Genomic DNA, 18,634 nt, shown 5'->3' with positions numbered 1-18,634 from the left:
GGTGTACTCACTTGCTACTGCGGACCACACCGCAGCGGTGGTCCAGAGCGCCACTGGGGTGACCTCGGTCGCCTGGCTGCTCATCGCCCTCCCGCTGTTCGGTGCGGCGGCCCTCCTCCTGGGCGGCCGGCGTACCAACGCCTTCGGGCCGCTTCTGGCGACCGGGCTGTCCTGGGCCAGCTTCGTGGTCGGCGCCATCCTCACGCTGTCGATGATCGGCCGACCCGCGGACGAGCGGGCGCAGTCGCTGCACCTGTTCTCCTGGGTGCCGGCCGGCTCGTTCAAGCTCGAGGCCGGCCTGCTGGTCGACCCGCTGTCGGTGGCCTTCGTCCTGCTGATCACGTTCGTGGGCTCGCTGATCCACGTCTACTCGATCGGCTACATGGAGCACGACCCGGACAAGCGTCGGTTCTTCGCCTACCTCAACCTGTTCGTGGCCTCGATGCTGCTGCTGGTGCTGGCCGACTCCTACCTGCTGGTCTACGTCGGCTGGGAAGGCGTGGGCCTGGCCTCCTACCTGCTCATCGGCTTCTGGAACTACAACCCGTCCTACGCCTCGGCGGCCAACAAGGCGTTCGTGGTCAACCGTGTCGGTGACTTCGGCCTGTCGATCGCGATCATGCTGATGTTCGTCACCTTCGGCACGGTCACCTTCGCCGGCGTCAACGCCGGGGTGCCCGGCGCCAACCAAGCGGTCGTCACCGCCATCGGCCTGATGCTGCTGCTGGGTGCCTGCGGCAAGTCGGCCCAGTTCCCGCTGCAGAGCTGGCTGGGCGACGCCATGGCCGGCCCGACCCCGGTGTCCGCCCTGATCCACGCGGCGACGATGGTGACCGCCGGTGTCTACCTCGTGGTCCGCAGCCACGTGATCTTCGACGCCGCGCCCACCGCGCGGCTGGTCGTGACCATCGTCGGTGCGATCACGCTGCTCTTCGGTGCGGTCGTCGGCTGCGCCAAGGACGACATCAAGAAGGCCCTGGCCGCCTCCACCATGAGCCAGATCGGCTACATGATGCTGGCCGCCGGCCTCGGCCCGGTGGGCTACGCCTTCGCGATCTTCCACCTGCTGACGCACGGCTTCTTCAAGGCCGGCATGTTCCTCGGCGCCGGCTCGGTCATGCACGGCATGAACGACACCGTCGACATGCGCCGCTTCGGCCGCCTGTCCGGTGCCATGAAGATCACCTGGGCCACGTTCGGCCTGGGCTGGCTGGCCATCCTCGGTGTGCCGCCGTTCGCGGGCTTCTGGTCCAAGGACAAGGTCATCGAGGCCGCCTTCGTCGGCGAGGGCTGGAAGCCCTGGGTCTTCGGTGGTGCGGCGCTGATCGGCGCCGGCATCACGGCGTTCTACATGTCGCGCCTGTTCTTCATGACCTTCCACGGCCAGAAGCGGTGGGAGGAGGACGCCCACCCGCACGAGTCGCCCAAGATCATGACTGTGCCGATGATCATCCTGGCCGTCGGCTCGGCCTTCCTCGGGCTGGTGCTCGGCCCGACCGGTGTCATCACCAGCTGGCTCGAGCCGGTTGTCGGCTCCGCCGAAGGTGGCGCCGAGCCCGTCGTGGCGGTGCCGGTGCTCATGACCGTCACGCTGCTGCTCGTGGTCGGCGGTGTCTCGCTGGCCTGGCTGCGCTACTGGCGAGAGCCGGTGCCGGTGGTGGCCCCGGTGGGCTCGCTCGCCACGCGTGCGGCTCGCCGTGACCTCTACCAGGACGACGTCAACGAGGGCGTGTTCATGCGCCCCGGCATCCACCTGACCCGCTCGCTCGTCTTCTTCGACGGCAAGGGTGTCGACGGTGCGGCCGGCGGCCTGGCGGCCCTCATCGGTGGCACGTCCGCGCGGGTCCGCCGCGTCCAGAACGGTTTCGTTCGCTCTTATGCCCTGACGATGCTCGCCGGTGTCGTCGTGATCCTCGGTGCCGTGTGGGTGGTTCAGTGATGTCCAGCTTCCCGTGGTTGACCACGATCGGCCTGATCCCGTTGATCGGTGCCGCCGTCGTGGCCCTCCTGCCTGCGAGCCTGGCCGGCAGGGCCCGGCAGATCTCGCTCGGCTTCTCGCTGGCGGCCCTCGTGGTCGCCATCGGCGCCGCGCTGCAGTTCAACACCAGCTCCAACCAGCAGTTCCAGCTCAGCGAGCAGCACTCGTGGATCCCGCAGTTCGGCGTCAGCTACGCCGTGGGCGTCGACGGCATCGCGCTCGTCCTCATCATGCTGTCCGTCATCCTCGCGCCGGTCTGCATCCTCGCGGCGTGGAACGACGTGCCCGAGGTGGGCCGCCGGACGCAGAACTACTTCGCGCTCATGCTCGTCCTCGAGACGTTCATGGTCGGGGTGTTCGCGGCGACCGACGTGTTCCTCTTCTACGTCTTCTTCGAGGCGATGCTCATCCCGGTCTACTTCCTGATCGGGTCCTTCGGCGGCCCGCAGCGCCAGTACGCCGCGGTGAAGTTCCTGCTGTTCTCGCTCCTGGGCGGGCTGGTCATGCTCGTGGCCGTCATCGCCCTGGGCCTGCACGGCCCCGGCGGTCCCGAGGACTTCCTGGTCACCAACCTGACCGGGTTGCACCTCGCCCCGACCACCGAGCGCCTGCTGTTCCTCGGCTTCTTCTTCGCCTTCGCGGTCAAGGCGCCGATGTTCCCGGTCCACACCTGGCTGCCCGACGCGGCCGCGGAGGCGCCGCCGGCGACCTCGGTGCTCCTGGTCGGCGTGCTCGACAAGGTCGGCACCTTCGGCATGATCCGCTTCTGCCTGCCGCTGTTCCCCGAGGCCAGCAAGTGGGCCACCCCGGCGGTCATCGTCCTGGCGCTCATCTCGATCGTCTACGGCGCGCTGCTGGCCATCGGCCAGACCGACGTGATGCGCCTGATCGCGTTCACCTCGATCAGCCACTTCGGCTTCATCGTCCTGGGCATCTTCGCGATGACCTCGGCGGGCCAGTCCGGCTCGACGCTCTACATGGTCAACCACGGCTTCTCCACCGCCGCGCTGTTCCTCGTCGCGGCGATGCTCGCCGGCCGGCGGGGCAGTCGCCGCATCCCGGACTACGGCGGCTGGCAGCGGGTCACCCCCCTCCTGGCCGGCGTCTTCCTGGTCGCGGGCTTGTCCAGCCTGGCGCTGCCGGGCCTGGCGCCCTTCATCTCGGAGTTCCTGGTCCTGGTCGGCACGTTCCAGCGCTACAAGGTGGCCGCGATCATCGCGACGACCGGCATCATCCTGGCCGCGCTCTACATCCTGCTGATGTACCAGCGCATGATGACCGGCCCCAAGCCGGAGCTGGCCGAGCGTCCCGCCGACCTGACCCGGCGCGAGAAGTGGGTCGTGGCCCCGCTCATCGCCGCGTTCATCGTGCTGGGCTTCTACCCCAAGCCGGTCCTCGACGTGATCAACCCCGCCGTGCAGACCACGATGCAGCAGGTCGGCGTGACCGACCCCGCTCCGACGCACGGCACCGCAGCTGATGGGAGTGCGAAGTGATCGCCGCCATGCCGTCCCTCGCGACGGCCGACTTCGTCGCCGCGAAGGTCAACTACGCGGCGGTGTCGCCGATGCTGGTCGTCTTCGGCGTCGCCCTCGTGGGCGTCCTCGTCGAGGCATTCGCTCCCCGGTCCCGTCGGTATGCCGTGCAGGTCACCCTGTCGCTCGCCGGCCTGGTCGGCGCGCTGGTGGCGCTGGTCGTCGCCGCGCGCGACAACACCGGCAGCACGCTCGAGGGCGCCGTCGTCGTCGACGGTCCGGCCCTGTTCCTGCAGGGGACCCTGCTGGTCCTCTCGGTGCTGGGCGTCCTGACGATGGCCGAGCGCTTCGACGGCACCGGCGCCGACGCGTTCACCCCGATGGGTGCCGCGGTCCCGGGCTCGCCGTACGAAGCGGCGGCGCTGCGCGCCGGCGCCACCGGCACCGAGGTGTTCCCGCTGACCCTGTTCGCCGTGGGCGGCATGCTGCTGTTCCCCGCGGCGGGGGACCTGCTGACGATGTTCGTCGCGCTCGAGGTGCTCTCGCTGCCGCTGTACATCCTGTGCGGCCTGGCCCGGCGTCGCCGCCTGCTGTCGCAGGAGGCCTCGCTGAAGTACTTCCTGCTCGGCGCGTTCTCCTCCGGGTTCTTCCTCTTCGGCTCCGCGCTGCTGTTCGGCTTCTCCGGCTCGATGGACCTGAGCGTCATCGCCCGGGCCATCAGCAGCAACAGCGGCATGGACGGCCTGCTCGTCCCGGGCGTCCTGCTGGTCGCCGTGGGCCTGCTGTTCAAGATCGGTGCCGTGCCGTTCCACATGTGGACCCCGGACGTCTACCAGGGCGCCCCCACCCCGGTGACCGGCTTCATGGCCGCCTGCACCAAGGTCGCCGCCTTCGGCGCGATCCTGCGCGTGGTCTACGTCGGCGTCGCCGGCAGCCGCTGGGACTGGGAGCCGGTCCTGTGGGGCGTCGCCATCCTGACGATGGTCGTCGGCGCGGTCCTGTCGGTCACCCAGACCGACGTCAAGCGCCTCCTGGCCTACTCCTCCATCGCGCACGCGGGGTTCATCCTCACCGGTGTGCTGGCCTTCGACCGGGTGGGCGTCTCCTCGACGCTGTTCTACCTGGTGGCCTACGGGTTCACCACGATCGCGGCGTTCGCCATCGTCTCGCTGGTCCGCTCCGGCGGCTCCGAGGCCACGCACCTGTCGCAGTGGGCCGGCCTGGCCAAGCGCAACAAGTGGGTCGCGGGCACCTTCGCGTTCCTGCTGCTGGCCTTCGCGGGCATCCCGCTGACGTCGGGCTTCACCGCCAAGTTCGCGGTGTTCTCGGCGGCGGTCGGCCACGGCGGCACGGTCCTGGCGTTCATCGGTGTCCTGGCCAGCGCGGTCACGGCGTTCGTCTACGTCCGGCTCATCGTGCTCATGTACTTCTCCGAGCCGGCCGGTGACAGCACCGTGGTCGTCACGCCCTCCATCGTGACCACCCTCGCAGTGGCCCTCGGCACCGTCGCGACGCTGGTCCTCGGCGTCCTGCCCTCGTCGGTGCTGGATCTCGCGTCCAGCTCGGCGCTGTTCCTGCGATGACCACGGCGTCGTCGACGCTGGGTCTGCCGACGGCGTCGCCGGAGCTGGCGTCCCGGCTGCAGGACGGTCTGGCCGCGGTCGACGCGACGTTGCGGGCCCAGGTCGACCACGAGGACCCGTTCATCGCGGAGGCCTCGGGTCACCTGGCGGCCGCCCACGGCAAGCTGTTCCGGCCGCTGCTGACCCTCCTGGCCGCCGAGCTCGGTTCGGGCGTCAACGACGACGTGGTCGCGGCGGCCGCCGGGGTGGAGCTGACGCACCTGGCCTCGCTCTACCACGACGACGTCATGGACGAGGCTGACATGCGCCGCGGGGTCGTCAGCGCCAACGCGCGCTACGGCAACTCCACGGCGATCCTCGTCGGCGACCTGCTCTTCGGGAAGGCCTCGGCCATCGTGGCCGAGCTCGGGCCCGAGGCGGTCAAGATCCAGGCGCGCACGTTCGTGCGGCTGTGTGCCGGGCAGATCAAGGACGACCGGCCGGCCCCGGACGGGGCCGACCCGGTGGACTACTACCTTGGTGTCCTGGCCGACAAGACCGGGGTGCTCATCGCGACAGCCGCGCGATACGGCGCCATGTTCAGCGGCTGCCCGCCGGAGACGGTCGAGATCATGCGCCGGTACGGCGAGCGGCTGGGCGTGGTCTTCCAGCTCGTCGACGACCTCATCGACGTGACCTCCGAGACGGGGGAGTCGGGCAAGACCCCCGGCACCGACCTGCGCGAGGGCGTGGCCACGCTGCCGGTCCTCTACGCCCGCACCTCGACCGATCCCGGGGACGCCCGACTGCTCGAGCTGCTCGGGCAGGACCTGCGTGACGACGAGCTGCACGCCGAGGCGCTCGAGCTGCTGCGTGCGCACCCCGCCCTGGACCGGGCGCGGGAGCGCACCCTGGAGATGGCCCGTGAGGCCCAGGACCTGATCGACCCCCTCGGGCAGGGCCCCGTCCAGGACGCCCTGCGTGCCCTGGCCGTGAGCATCGTGCAGCGCGTGCGCTGACCCTCTGCCTGCCCCGGACCGGGCAGCCCCGCGAGCGCGCGGGGCTGCCCGGTTCGTGCGTTCCAGGGGCCGGGCAGGCCTGTGAACTGGGGGTTTTCACCCGATTTGGAGTTCCGGGACATGGCCCCGTAAAGTTCTCGACGTCAGCCCGACAGGGAGGAACGGACACCACCGCAGCGGAGCGCAAGCGCCGCGCGAAGTAGGCCGGTCCCGGGGATGACGATCCACCGCAAGCCCGCCGGTTCCGGCGGATGCCTGACGCCCGAGAGGGTGGTCGGGAGCGGGCCGAGAGCCTGCTACAGTGGAACACGACAAGCGGCCGGCGCGGACAGCGCAAGTCACTCCGAGCGAGTGGCGGTCAGCAAGTCACAACTCGAACGGTAGCCCCGGATCCAGGCTTGGGTGTCTGGTGATGGTGCGCGTCCGGTCCTTGAGAACTCAACAGCGTGCCAAAAATCGATGCCAATTACCTCGTCCCGGCGTCCCTTGGGGTGTCGGACGAATTTCCTTTGGTTGATTGAATTCAAGTCCAGCGGGCTTGGTTCTGTTTCAGCCGGATTTTTAACCCTTCGGGGTCTGTTTTCCCGCGGCCTTTCGGGGTCGTTGGGTGGCAAACATCAACGGAGAGTTTGATCCTGGCTCAGGACGAACGCTGGCGGCGTGCTTAACACATGCAAGTCGAACGGTGACCTGGGGAGCTTGCTTCCTGGTGATCAGTGGCGAACGGGTGAGTAACACGTGAGTAACCTGCCCCTCACTCTGGGATAACTCCGGGAAACCGGGGCTAATACCGGATATGACACAGACAGGCATCTGTACTGTGTGGAAAGTTTTTCGGTGGGGGATGGACTCGCGGCCTATCAGCTTGTTGGTGAGGTAGTGGCTCACCAAGGCGACGACGGGTAGCCGGCCTGAGAGGGCGACCGGCCACACTGGGACTGAGACACGGCCCAGACTCCTACGGGAGGCAGCAGTGGGGAATATTGCACAATGGGCGAAAGCCTGATGCAGCGACGCCGCGTGAGGGATGAAGGCCTTCGGGTTGTAAACCTCTTTCAGTACCGAAGAAGCGCAAGTGACGGTAGGTACAGAAGAAGCACCGGCTAACTACGTGCCAGCAGCCGCGGTAATACGTAGGGTGCGAGCGTTGTCCGGAATTATTGGGCGTAAAGAGCTTGTAGGCGGTTTGTCGCGTCTGCTGTGAAATTTCGGGGCTTAACCCCGAACTTGCAGTGGGTACGGGCAGACTAGAGTGTGGTAGGGGAGACTGGAATTCCTGGTGTAGCGGTGAAATGCGCAGATATCAGGAGGAACACCGATGGCGAAGGCAGGTCTCTGGGCCATAACTGACGCTGAGAAGCGAAAGCATGGGGAGCGAACAGGATTAGATACCCTGGTAGTCCATGCCGTAAACGTTGGGAACTAGGTGTGGGTCTCATTCCACGAGATCCGTGCCGCAGCTAACGCATTAAGTTCCCCGCCTGGGGAGTACGGCCGCAAGGCTAAAACTCAAAGGAATTGACGGGGGCCCGCACAAGCGGCGGAGCATGCGGATTAATTCGATGCAACGCGAAGAACCTTACCAAGGCTTGACATGTACCGGAAACGTGCAGAGATGTGCGCCCCGCAAGGTCGGTACACAGGTGGTGCATGGTTGTCGTCAGCTCGTGTCGTGAGATGTTGGGTTAAGTCCCGCAACGAGCGCAACCCTCGTTCTATGTTGCCAGCACGTGATGGTGGGGACTCATAGGAGACTGCCGGGGTCAACTCGGAGGAAGGTGGGGATGACGTCAAATCATCATGCCCCTTATGTCTTGGGCTTCACGCATGCTACAATGGCCAGTACAAAGGGCTGCGAAACCGCGAGGTGGAGCGAATCCCAAAAAACTGGTCTCAGTTCGGATTGGGGTCTGCAACTCGACCCCATGAAGTCGGAGTCGCTAGTAATCGCAGATCAGCAACGCTGCGGTGAATACGTTCCCGGGCCTTGTACACACCGCCCGTCAAGTCACGAAAGTCGGTAACACCCGAAGCCGGTGGCCCAACCCCTTGTGGGAGGGAGCTGTCGAAGGTGGGACTGGCGATTGGGACTAAGTCGTAACAAGGTAGCCGTACCGGAAGGTGCGGCTGGATCACCTCCTTTCTAAGGAGCACTGGCACCCCGCTCGTCACCGGTTGGTGGTGGGTGGATCGTGGTGTCCAGGTGGCCCGCCTCGACCGAACGCGTCGAGGGGGTTGCTCAAGGGTGGAACATCGATTAGTTGGCGCCGGCCGGTCGTGGCCGCACGAGTACAGCCTCAGCTTCTTCTTCGGGAGCGGTGGGGAGTGGAAAGTGCTTCACGGCCTGGGTGGCGCCTGGCACGTTGTTGGGTCCTGAGGGGTCGGGCGTTGAGCCTGTTCTTCTCGGATCGGTCCTCACCGTCAGCTGTTGGCTGGGGTGGGGGCGGGTTCTGGGCCTCACTGCATCTCGAACCGCCATGGCCTTGGGTCGTGGTAGGCGGGTGAGCTGGTGGGGTGCCGCCCGTATGTTGAGAACTACACAGTGGACGCGAGCATCTTTGTGGCCAAGTTTTTAAGGGCACACGGTGGATGCCTTGGCACCAGGAACCGAAGAAGGACGTAGGAATCTGCGATAAGCCTCGGGGAGTCGATAACCAGACTGTGATCCGAGGATTTCCGAATGGGGAAACCCGGCTGGAGGCAAGTCCAGTCACCCGCATCTGAACACATAGGGTGCGTGGAGGGAACGTGGGGAAGTGAAACATCTCAGTACCCACAGGAAGAGAAAGCAACCGCGATTCCGTGAGTAGTGGCGAGCGAAAGCGGATGAGGCTAAACCGGGCGTGTGTGATAGCTGGTAGGCGTTGCACGTTCGGGGTCGTGGGACGACCCGCACAGGGCTACTGACCTGTGAAGGAGTGAGAAATCTGCGTCATAGTCGAAGGGTCTTGAATGGCCCGGCACAGAGGGTGCGACCCCCGTAGACGAAATGGTGTGGACTCCTGGGTTGTATCCCAAGTAGCACGGGGCCCGAGAAATCCCGTGTGAATCTGGCGGGACCACCCGCTAAGCCTAAATATTCCCTGGTGACCGATAGCGGACAAGTACCGTGAGGGAAAGGTGAAAAGTACCCCGGGAGGGGAGTGAAATAGATCCTGAAACCGTGTGCTTACAATCCGTCGGAGCCTCCGTGTGGGGTGACGGCGTGCCTTTTGAAGAATGAGCCTGCGAGTTAGTGCTCCGTGGCGAGGTTAACCCGTGTGGGGAAGCCGTAGCGAAAGCGAGTCCGAACAGGGCGTTGTTAGTCGCGGGGTCTAGACCCGAAGCGAAGTGATCTACCCATGGCCAGGTTGAAGCGCGGGTAAGACCGCGTGGAGGACCGAACCCACTTAGGTTGAAAACTGAGGGGATGAGCTGTGGGTAGGGGTGAAAGGCCAATCAAACTTCGTGATAGCTGGTTCTCCCCGAAATGCATTTAGGTGCAGCGTCACGTGTTTCTTGCCGGAGGTAGAGCTACTGGATGGCTGATGGGCCTCACCAGGTTACTGACGTCAGCCAAACTCCGAATGCCGGTAAGTGAGAGCGTGGCAGTGAGACTGCGGGGGATAAGCTCCGTAGTCGAGAGGGAAACAGCCCAGACCACCAGCTAAGGTCCCTAAGCGTGTGCTAAGTGGGAAAGGATGTGGAGTTGCTGTGACAACCAGGAGGTTGGCTTAGAAGCAGCCACCCTTTAAAGAGTGCGTAATAGCTCACTGGTCAAGTGATTCCGCGCCGACAATGTAGCGGGGCTCAAGCACACCACCGAAGCTGTGGCATTGACACTTTGCCCGGCCAGACTTGTCTGGTCCAAGCGTGTTGATGGGTAGGGGAGCGTCGTGTGGCGGGTGAAGCGGCGGAGTGATCCAGCCGTGGACGCTACACGAGTGAGAATGCAGGCATGAGTAGCGAATGACGGGCGAGAAACCCGTCCGCCGAATAACCAAGGGTTCCAGGGTCAAGCTAATCTGCCCTGGGTAAGTCGGGACCTAAGGCGAGGCCGACAGGCGTAGTCGATGGACATCGGGTTGATATTCCCGAACCGGCGAAGAACCGCCCATATCGAACCATGTGATGCTAAGCGCCCAAAGCAAGCTGCTGATGCCTTCGGGCTAGGTGGTTTGTGGCGGCCGTGACCCGAGCATGTAGTAGGTAAGCGATGGAGTGACGCAGGAAGGTAGCCTCCGCGTGGCGATGGTTGTCCACGTCTAAAGGTGTAGGGCGAGAGGTAGGCAAATCCGCCTCTCACGTAGCCTGAGACCCCATAGTGACCGCGTTAGCGGGAAGAGGGTGATCCTATGCTGCCAAGAAAAACTTCTAGCGAGGTTCGAGCCGCCCGTACCCCAAACCGACTCAGGTGGTTAGGTAGAGAATACCAAGGCGATCGAGTGAATCGTGGTTAAGGAACTCGGCAAAATGCCCCCGTAACTTCGGGAGAAGGGGGGCCCGGATCGTGACCCCACTTGCTGGGTGAGCGTGAACGGCCGCAGAGACCAGGGAGAAGCGACTGTTTACTAAAAACACAGGTCCGTGCGAAGTCGCAAGACGATGTATACGGACTGACGCCTGCCCGGTGCTGGAACGTTAAGGGGACCGGTTAGCCTCACGGCGAAGCTGAGAACTTAAGCGCCAGTAAACGGCGGTGGTAACTATAACCATCCTAAGGTAGCGAAATTCCTTGTCGGGTAAGTTCCGACCTGCACGAATGGCGTAACGACTTCTCCACTGTCTCAACCACGAACTCGGCGAAATTGCACTACGAGTAAAGATGCTCGTTACGCGCAGCAGGACGGAAAGACCCCGGGACCTTTACTACAGCTTGGTATTGGTGTTCGGTACGGCTTGTGTAGGATAGGTGGGAGACTGTGAAGCATGCACGCCAGTGTGTGTGGAGTCAACGTTGAAATACCACTCTGGTCGTTCTGGATATCTAACCTCGGTCCGTGATCCGGATCAGGGACAGTGCCTGGTGGGTAGTTTAACTGGGGCGGTTGCCTCCTAAAAGGTAACGGAGGCGCCCAAAGGTTCCCTCAGCCTGGTTGGCAATCAGGTTTCGAGTGTAAGTGCACAAGGGAGCTTGACTGCGAGACAGACATGTCGAGCAGGGACGAAAGTCGGGACTAGTGATCCGGCGGTGGCTTGTGGAAGCGCCGTCGCTCAACGGATAAAAGGTACCCCGGGGATAACAGGCTGATCTTGCCCAAGAGTCCATATCGACGGCATGGTTTGGCACCTCGATGTCGGCTCGTCGCATCCTGGGGCTGGAGTAGGTCCCAAGGGTTGGGCTGTTCGCCCATTAAAGCGGTACGCGAGCTGGGTTTAGAACGTCGTGAGACAGTTCGGTCCCTATCCGCTGTGCGCGTAGGAAACTTGAGAAGAGCTGTCCCTAGTACGAGAGGACCGGGATGGACGAACCTCTGGTGTGTCAGTTGTCCTGCCAAGGGCACCGCTGATTAGCTACGTTCGGAAGTGATAACCGCTGAAAGCATCTAAGCGGGAAGCACGCTTCAAGATGAGGTTTCCATGGGCTTTGCCCGAGAGGCTCCCAGCTAGACTACTGGGTTGATAGGCCGGATGTGGAAGCACAGCAATGTGTGGAGCTGACCGGTACTAATAAGCCGATAACTTGATACAAAGATGCTACGCGTCCACTGTGTGGTTCCCGAGATACGGTCGGGAAACCACAAACTGAAGACAACAAAGACTTTGTTTGTGACTTGCCGTTAACCGCTCGAACGGGTTACGGCGGCCATAGCGAAGGGGAAACGCCCGGTCCCATTCCGAACCCGGAAGCTAAGCCCTTCAGCGCCGATGGTACTGCACTGGTGACGGTGTGGGAGAGTAGGACGCCGCCGGACAAACATTCACGGAAGGCCCCACCACTGGTGGGGCCTTCCGCATTTCCCGGCACCGTTCCCGAGACCTTTTCGTGGTCCAGCTGAACGCTTTCCGACTTGAGTGCGCCGCCTTTGCGCACCCTTGTCCCTTCCGCAAAGCCGCCGTTAAGGTCCGGTTCATGACCGCCCCGGCATCGCGGTATGACGAGATGGAGCGCGCGACCAGCGCGCTGGATGCGCCGTTCGCTGTCGTCGACCTCGATGCCTTCCGGGCGAATGCAGCCGACCTGGTGCGCCGGGCGGCCGGCAAGCCGGTGCGGGTGGCCACCAAATCGGTGCGCTGCCGACAGCTGGTCGACATGGCCCTGGCGACACCCGGGTTCCGGGGTGTCATGGCCTACTCCCTGCGCGAGGCCCTGTGGCTCGCCGGCCAGGGGGTGGGCGACATCCTCGTGGCCTATCCCAGTGTCGACCGCGAGGCCATCCGCAGCCTGCGTTCCGACCCGGTCGCGCTCGACGGGGTGACCGTCATGGTCGACGACGCCGCCCACCTCGAGCTGCTCACCGTGCGCCCTCCTCGCGAGCAGGCCGACGCGCCTGTGAGGGTCTGCCTGGACGTGGACGCCTCGCTCCGGCTGGGCCCGCTGCACCTCGGCGTGCGCAGGTCACCGCTGCGGACTCCGACGCAGGTGCGACGGCTGGCCGAGCAGGTGGCGGGCCAACGGTCGCTGCGCCTGGTGGGGCTGATGTTCTACGAGGCCCAGGTCGCAGGCCTGCCCGACAGCTCGGCGCCGGTGCGCTGGGTCAAGCGCCGCTCCACCCGCGAGCTGCTGGACCGTCGCGCCGAGGTCGTCGGGGCGGTGCGCCCGCTGGCAGAGCTCGAGCTGGTCAACGGCGGTGGCACCGGCAGCCTGCACCTGGGGGCGCGCGACCCGAGCCTCACCGAGCTCTCGGCCGGGTCGGGGCTGTTCGGGCCGACCCTGTTCGACGGCTACGACGCCTTCCGGCCGCGGCCGGCGGCCTTCTTCACCACGCCCGTCGTCCGCCGGCCGGCTCCCGGGATCGCGACCACGTTCGGGGGTGGCTGGCCGGCCTCGGGCCCCGCCGGGCGGTCCCGGCTGCCGAAACCGTGGCGACCGCGCGGGTTGCGGCTCACCCGCACCGAAGGAGCAGGGGAGGTGCAGACCCCGCTGACCGGTCCGACGGCAGGCGACCTGCATATCGGCGACCGGGTCTGGTGGCGGTACGCCAAGGCGGGGGAGCTGTGTGAGCACGTCGGCGAGCTGCACCTGGTCGAGGACGACCGCGTCGTGGCGAGCGTGCCGACCTACAGGGGAGAGGGGCAGGCGTTCGGATGACTGCGTGGACCAACTGGGCCGGGACCGAGCGGGCGCAGCCGCGACGGACGGTGGTGGCTCGCAGCACCGACGACGTCGTGGCTGCCGTGCGCGCCGGGGTGGCGGACGGCCTGAGGGTCAAGCCGCTGGGGGCCGGGCACTCCTTCACGGGTGCCGCCGTCACCGACGGCGTCCACCTGGACCTCACCGGCCTGACCGGTCTCGTCGCGGTGGACCAGGGCAGCGGCGTGGTGACCGTGCGCGGCGGCACGCGCCTGCACGACCTCAACCCGGCGCTGCTGCGGCACGGCCTGGCGCTGCCCAACCTCGGCGACATCGACCAGCAGAGCATCACCGGCGCCATCGCCACGGGCACCCACGGCACGGGCGCACGGCTGGGCGGGCTGGCCACCCAGGTGCTCGCGCTGCGGATCGTCCTGGCCGACGGCATCGTGGCCGACTGCTCGGCCACGGAGCGCCCCCGCCTGTTCGAGGCCGCCCGCGTCGGGCTCGGGGCGCTCGGGGTCGTCACGGAGCTGACCCTGCAGTGCGTGCCGTCCTTCGTCCTGCACGCCCAGGAGCGCCCGGAGCCCCTCGACCAGGTGCTCGAGGCGCTGGACCACGAGGCCGAGAGCAACGACCACTTCGAGTTCTTCTGGTTCCCGCGCACCGACCGGGTGCTGGCCAAGCGCAACAACCGCGTCCCGGAGGGCACCCCGCTGCGCCCGTTGCCCGGCTGGCGGGCGCGGCTCGACGACGAGCTGCTGGCCAACACGGTGTTCGAGTGGACCAACCGGATCGCCACGGCACGGCCCTCGCTGGTGCCCCGGCTCAACGCCATCGCCTCCCGCGCCCTGTCGGCGCGGGAGTTCACGGACACGGCATACAAGGTGTTCGTCACGCCGCGGCGCGTGGTCTTCCGCGAGTGCGAGTACGCCGTGCCGCGCGAGGCGCTGCGCCCGGTCCTGGCCGCGCTGCGCGACTGGACCGAGCTGCACGACGAGCCGCTGCCGTTCCCCGTGGAGGTGCGCTTCGCGGCCTCTGACGACGTCTGGCTGTCCACCGGCTACGAGCGGGACAACGCCTACGTCGCGGTGCACCAGTACCACCGGCTCCCGCACGAGCCCTTCTTCGCCGCGTTCGAGGCGATCGTCGCCGCCCACGCCGGCCGCCCGCACTGGGGCAAGCTGCACAGCCTGGGCGCCGAGCGGCTGCGCGAGCTCTACCCGCGCTTCGACGAGTTCGTGGCAGTGCGCCACGAGGTCGACCCGGGCCGGACGTTCGGCAACGCCTACCTCGAGCGCGTCCTCGGCAGCTGAGCGCTCAGACGGTCGCGGACTCGGCGGCACGGGCCAGCCGTGCCCGGCCGCGGGCGGTGCGCACCGAGTCGAGGGTCAGCAGCGCCAGGGCCAGCCACACGATGGCGAACCCGATCCACCGGCTCGTGCTCATCGACTCGCCCAGCAGCAGCACGCCACACAGCAGCTGCAGCACCGGCGTGATGAACTGCAGCAGCCCGACCGTCACCAGGGGCACCCTCCGGGCGGCCGCGGCGAAGAGCAGCAGCGGCACCGCGGTCACCACGCCGGACACCGCGAGCAGGGTCGGGTGCAGCGGCGCGTCCACCGCGAACGTCGTGCGCCCCGAGACCGCGAGCCACACCAGGACGCCGATGGCGATCGGGGCGAGCAGGACCGTCTCGGAGGTCAGGCTGTGCAGCGCGCCGAGGTTGGCCCCGATCCGCTTCTTCATCAGCCCGTACAACGCGAACGTGAACGCCAGGCTCAGAGCGATCCACGGCGGCCGGCCGGAGTCGACGGTCAGGTAGACGCCCCCGGCCAGCCCGACGGCCACCGCGCCCCACTGCAGCGGGCGCAACCGCTCCCGCAGCACGACGACGCCGAGCGCCACGGTGACGATCGGGTTGATGAAGTAGCCCAGCGAGGCCTCGGTGACGTGGTGCGAGACGACCGCCGCGACGTAGATGACCCAGTTCGTGGCGATGAGCAGCCCTGCCACCGCGAGCGGGCCCACGGTGCGGGGCCGGCCCAGCGTCGGACGGATCCAGGCGACGTCGCGCCGGATCCCGAGCAGCACCAGGCAGAACAGCAGGGTCCACACGATGCGGTGGGCCAGGATCTCCCAGGCCCCCGCGGGTGCCAGGGCGTGGAAGTAGAGCGGGAACAGCCCCCACAGGGAGTAGGCACCGATGCCGTATGCCGTGCCCCGCCGGGTCTCGCGGTCAGCCGTGGTGACCGGGGCGCTCACGCGCCCACGGTCCAGGTGTCCTTGCCGTGCAGGAGGGCGCCGAGGTCGGCGTCGGTGGCCGGGCCTCCGGCGGAGGCGACCGCGCCCTCGACCTGGGCGCGGACGAGGTCGTCATAGGTCGGACGCTCGACGCTGCGGAAGATGCCCATGGGCACGTGCACCATCTCGGGGTCGTCGAGCCGGGAGATGGCGAACGCCGCGGACGGGTCGTCGGCGCCGGCCCGGTGGGTGACCACCCGGGTCGGGTCGGCGTCGACCGCGGGCACGACCTTGAGCTCGCCCGCGTCGCCCCGGACCACGACGTGGTCGGGGCCGGAGCGCACCGGCTCGCCGTCGACGAGGTGGACGATGCGCGCCTCGGCCGAAGTGCGGTCCTTGAGCACGTCGAACGCACCGTCGTTGAAGATCGGGCAGTTCTGGTAGATCTCGACCAGCGCCGACCCGCGGTGCTCGGCCGCCGCGCGCAGCGTCTCGGTCAGGTGCTTGCGGTCGGAGTCCATGGTGCGGGCCACGAACGTTGCCTCGGCGCCCAGCGCCAGCGAGACCGGGTTGAACGGGTTGTCCACGGAGCCGACGGGCGTGGACTTGGTGACCTTGCCGACCTCGGAGGTCGGGGAGTACTGGCCCTTGGTCAGGCCGTAGATCCGGTTGTTGAACAGCAGGATCTTGAGGTTGACGTTGCGGCGCAGCGCGTGGATCAGGTGGTTGCCGCCGATGGAGAGCGCATCGCCGTCACCGGTGACCACCCACACCGACAGGTCGCCGCGCGCGGTCGCCAGGCCGGTCGCGATCGCCGGGGCGCGGCCGTGGATGGAGTGCATCCCGAACGTGTCGAGGTAGTAGGGGAAGCGCGAGGAGCAGCCGATGCCGGAGACGAAGACGATGTTCTCCCGCTTCAGGCCCAGCTCGGGCAGGAAGCCCTGCACCGCCGCGAGGATCGCGTAGTCCCCGCAGCCGGGGCACCAGCGGACCTCCTGGTCGGAGGTGAACTCCTTCTTGGTCTGGGCGGCAGCATCCTCCGGGAGGTGCGGCACCCCGTGGGTGCCCGTACCCGGCATACCGAGGTCGATGGCGGTCATCGGTCGGATCCCTCCTCGATCTCGCTGACGGCCTTGTGCAGCACGTCGGCCAGATCCGTTGCGGTGAAAGGCAACCCGCGCACCTGGGTGTGGGACTGCACGTCGACGAGGTACTTGGCGCGCAGCAGCAGCGCGAGCTGGCCGAGGTTCATCTCCGGCACGATCACCCGCTTGTAGGAGCGCAGCACCTCGCCGGTGTTGGACGGGAACGGGTTGACGTGGCGCAGGTGCGCCCGGGCGACCGTGGCGCCGGTGTTGCGCACGAGCCGAGTCGCGGCGGCGATCGGGCCGTAGGTCGAGCCCCAGCCCAGGACCAGCACGTCGGCGTCGCCGGTGGGGTCGTCGACCTGCAGCGGCGGGATGCTCGTGGCGACACCGTCGACCTTGGCCTGGCGCAGCCGGACCATGTGGTCGTGGTTGTCGGGGTCGTAGGAGATCTCGCCGGTGACGTCCTTCTTCTCGATGCCGCCGATGCGGTGCTCGAGGCCGGCGGTGCCCGGGACGGCCCAGGGGCGGGCCAGGGTCTCGGGGTCGCGCTGGTAGGGGTGGAACTTCGGGTTGCCCTGGGCGTCCACGGCGTTGGGCTCGGTGGCGAACTCCACGGTCAGGTCGGGCAGGGCGCCGACCTCCGGGATGCGCCACGGCTCGGAGCCGTTGGCGAGGTAGCCGTCGGAGAGCAGGAACACCGGGGTGCGGTAGGTCGTGGCGATCCGCACGGCCTCCATCGCGGCGTCGAAGCAGTCGCCGGGGGACTGCGGCGCGATCACCGGCACCGGTGCCTCGCCGTTGCGGCCGAACATCGCCTGCAGCAGGTCGGCCTGCTCGGTCTTGGTCGGCAGGCCGGTCGACGGCCCGCCGCGCTGCACGTCGACGATGACCAGCGGCAGCTCCAGCGACACGGCCAGGCCGATCGTCTCGGCCTTGAGCGCGATGCCCGGGCCGGAGGTCGTGGTCACGCCCAGCGACCCGGCGAACGAGGCGCCCAACGCCGCGCCGATGCCGGCGATCTCGTCCTCGGCCTGCATCGTCGTCACGCCGTAGCGCTTGAGGCTCGACAGCGTGTGCAGGATGTCCGAGGCCGGCGTGATCGGGTAGGCGCCGAGCACCATCGGCAGGCCGGCACGGTGGGCTGCGGCGACCAGGCCGTAGGCCAGGGCGGTGTTGCCGGTGATGTTGCGGTAGGTGCCGGCCGGCATCGTCGCCGGGGCGATCTCGTAGGAGACCGCGAAGTCCTCGGTGGTCTCCCCGTAGTGGTAGCCCGCGCGCAGCGCCGCCAGGTTGGCCTCGAGGATCTCCGGCTTGGGGCCGAACTTGGCCTTGAGGAACCGCTCGGTGCCCTCGGTCGGCCGCGTGTAGAGCCACGACAGCAGCCCGAGCGCGAACATGTTCTTGGCGCGCTCCTTGTCCTTGCGGGACAGGTCGAAGCCGGCCAGGGCCTCCACCGTGATCGAGGTCAGGGCCACCGGGTGCACGTGGTAGCTGTCCAGGGAGCCGTCCTCGACCGGGCTCTCGGCGTAGCCCACCTTGGCCAGGTTGCGCTTGGTGAACTCGTCGGTGTTGACGATGATCGTCGCCCCGCGCGGGACGTCGCGCAGGTTGGCCTTGAGCGCCGCCGGGTTCATCGCGACGAGCACGTCCGGGGCGTCGCCCGGGGTGAGCACGTCGTGGTCGGCGAAGTGCAGCTGGAAGCTGGAGACGCCGGGCAGCGTGCCCTGGGGTGCGCGGATCTCGGCCGGGAAGTTGGGCAGCGTCGACAGGTCGTTGCCCAGGATGGCCGTCTCGGACGTGAACCGGTCACCGGTGAGCTGCATGCCGTCGCCGGAGTCGCCGGCGAACCGGATGACGACACGCTCGAGCCGCTGGACTGGCTTGCTACTCATGACCGCTTTCTCCAACCAAGCTCTCGTTGCATCCCCCGACGTCGTCAGGTGGCGTCAGGACGCCACCTCCATCGTAAGTCGCGCCCAGATGGTGGACGGCGCGAGTCCGGCGTTTGGGACGTTCGTCCCGGTCCCGACCAGCCGAACGGACGACCCGTCCCGC

Annotated in this window: 9 protein-coding genes and 3 rRNA genes; 9 read left to right on the top strand and 3 right to left on the bottom strand. The window is 67.0% G+C overall.

Features of this window, described 5'->3' with window-relative positions:
• Nucleotide 1 precedes the first annotated feature (1 nt).
• The 9 genes from nuoL (at nucleotide 2) to FB474_RS15355 (ending at nucleotide 14,563) form a co-directional block, all read left to right on the top strand.
• Entirely contained in the window at nucleotides 2–1,939 is a 1,938-nt protein-coding gene (nuoL, locus tag FB474_RS15395) for an NADH-quinone oxidoreductase subunit L (RefSeq protein WP_141789441.1), read from the top strand.
• Entirely contained in the window at nucleotides 1,939–3,474 is a 1,536-nt protein-coding gene (locus FB474_RS15390; RefSeq protein ID WP_141789440.1) for an NADH-quinone oxidoreductase subunit M, read from the top strand. Before nuoL ends, FB474_RS15390 begins: the two co-directional genes overlap by 1 nt.
• A gap of 8 nt (nucleotides 3,475–3,482) precedes the next feature.
• A complete protein-coding gene (gene nuoN / locus FB474_RS15385; RefSeq protein ID WP_141789439.1) occupies nucleotides 3,483–5,036 on the top strand; it encodes an NADH-quinone oxidoreductase subunit NuoN in 1,554 nt (517 codons plus the stop codon).
• A complete protein-coding gene (locus FB474_RS15380) occupies nucleotides 5,033–6,034 on the top strand; it encodes a polyprenyl synthetase family protein (RefSeq protein WP_141789438.1) in 1,002 nt (333 codons plus the stop codon). The genes nuoN and FB474_RS15380 overlap by 4 nt, the downstream gene beginning before the upstream one ends.
• A 617-nt stretch (nucleotides 6,035–6,651) precedes the next feature.
• Nucleotides 6,652–8,177 (top strand): 16S ribosomal RNA (locus FB474_RS15375).
• A gap of 419 nt (nucleotides 8,178–8,596) precedes the next feature.
• A 23S ribosomal RNA gene (locus tag FB474_RS15370) occupies nucleotides 8,597–11,704 on the top strand.
• 107 nt (nucleotides 11,705–11,811) lie between these two features.
• Nucleotides 11,812–11,928, top strand: a 5S ribosomal RNA gene (gene rrf / locus FB474_RS15365).
• The 16S, 23S and 5S rRNA genes sit together here, the layout of an rRNA operon.
• Before the next feature lie 158 nt (nucleotides 11,929–12,086).
• On the top strand, nucleotides 12,087–13,265 hold the full coding sequence (locus FB474_RS15360) for an amino acid deaminase/aldolase (RefSeq protein WP_141789437.1): 1,179 nt from the start codon (nucleotides 12,087–12,089) through the stop codon (nucleotides 13,263–13,265).
• Nucleotides 13,262–14,563: a D-arabinono-1,4-lactone oxidase gene (locus tag FB474_RS15355; protein ID WP_141789436.1), complete on the top strand. Its 1,302-nt coding sequence runs from the start codon at nucleotides 13,262–13,264 to the stop codon at nucleotides 14,561–14,563. Before FB474_RS15360 ends, FB474_RS15355 begins: the two co-directional genes overlap by 4 nt.
• A gap of 4 nt (nucleotides 14,564–14,567) precedes the next feature.
• Here FB474_RS15355 and rarD read toward each other — a convergent pair whose 3' ends face one another.
• The 3 genes from rarD to FB474_RS15340 are packed head-to-tail and all read right to left on the bottom strand — an operon-like array spanning nucleotide 14,568 to nucleotide 18,471.
• On the bottom strand, nucleotides 14,568–15,512 hold the full coding sequence (rarD, locus tag FB474_RS15350; RefSeq protein ID WP_141789435.1) for an EamA family transporter RarD: 945 nt from the start codon (nucleotides 15,510–15,512) through the stop codon (nucleotides 14,568–14,570).
• Entirely contained in the window at nucleotides 15,509–16,591 is a 1,083-nt protein-coding gene (locus FB474_RS15345; RefSeq protein ID WP_141789434.1) for a 2-oxoacid:ferredoxin oxidoreductase subunit beta, read from the bottom strand. Before FB474_RS15345 ends, rarD begins: the two co-directional genes overlap by 4 nt.
• A complete protein-coding gene (locus FB474_RS15340; RefSeq protein ID WP_141789433.1) occupies nucleotides 16,588–18,471 on the bottom strand; it encodes a 2-oxoacid:acceptor oxidoreductase subunit alpha in 1,884 nt (627 codons plus the stop codon). Before FB474_RS15340 ends, FB474_RS15345 begins: the two co-directional genes overlap by 4 nt.
• Between the last annotated feature and the right edge of the window lie 163 nt (nucleotides 18,472–18,634).

It is taken from the genome of Oryzihumus leptocrescens (genome assembly GCF_006716205.1).
Lineage (GTDB): Bacteria > Actinomycetota > Actinomycetes > Actinomycetales > Dermatophilaceae > Oryzihumus > Oryzihumus leptocrescens.
The sequence above is the reverse complement of the archived record's forward strand: the minus strand, read 5'-3'. Positions and strand labels throughout refer to the sequence as shown.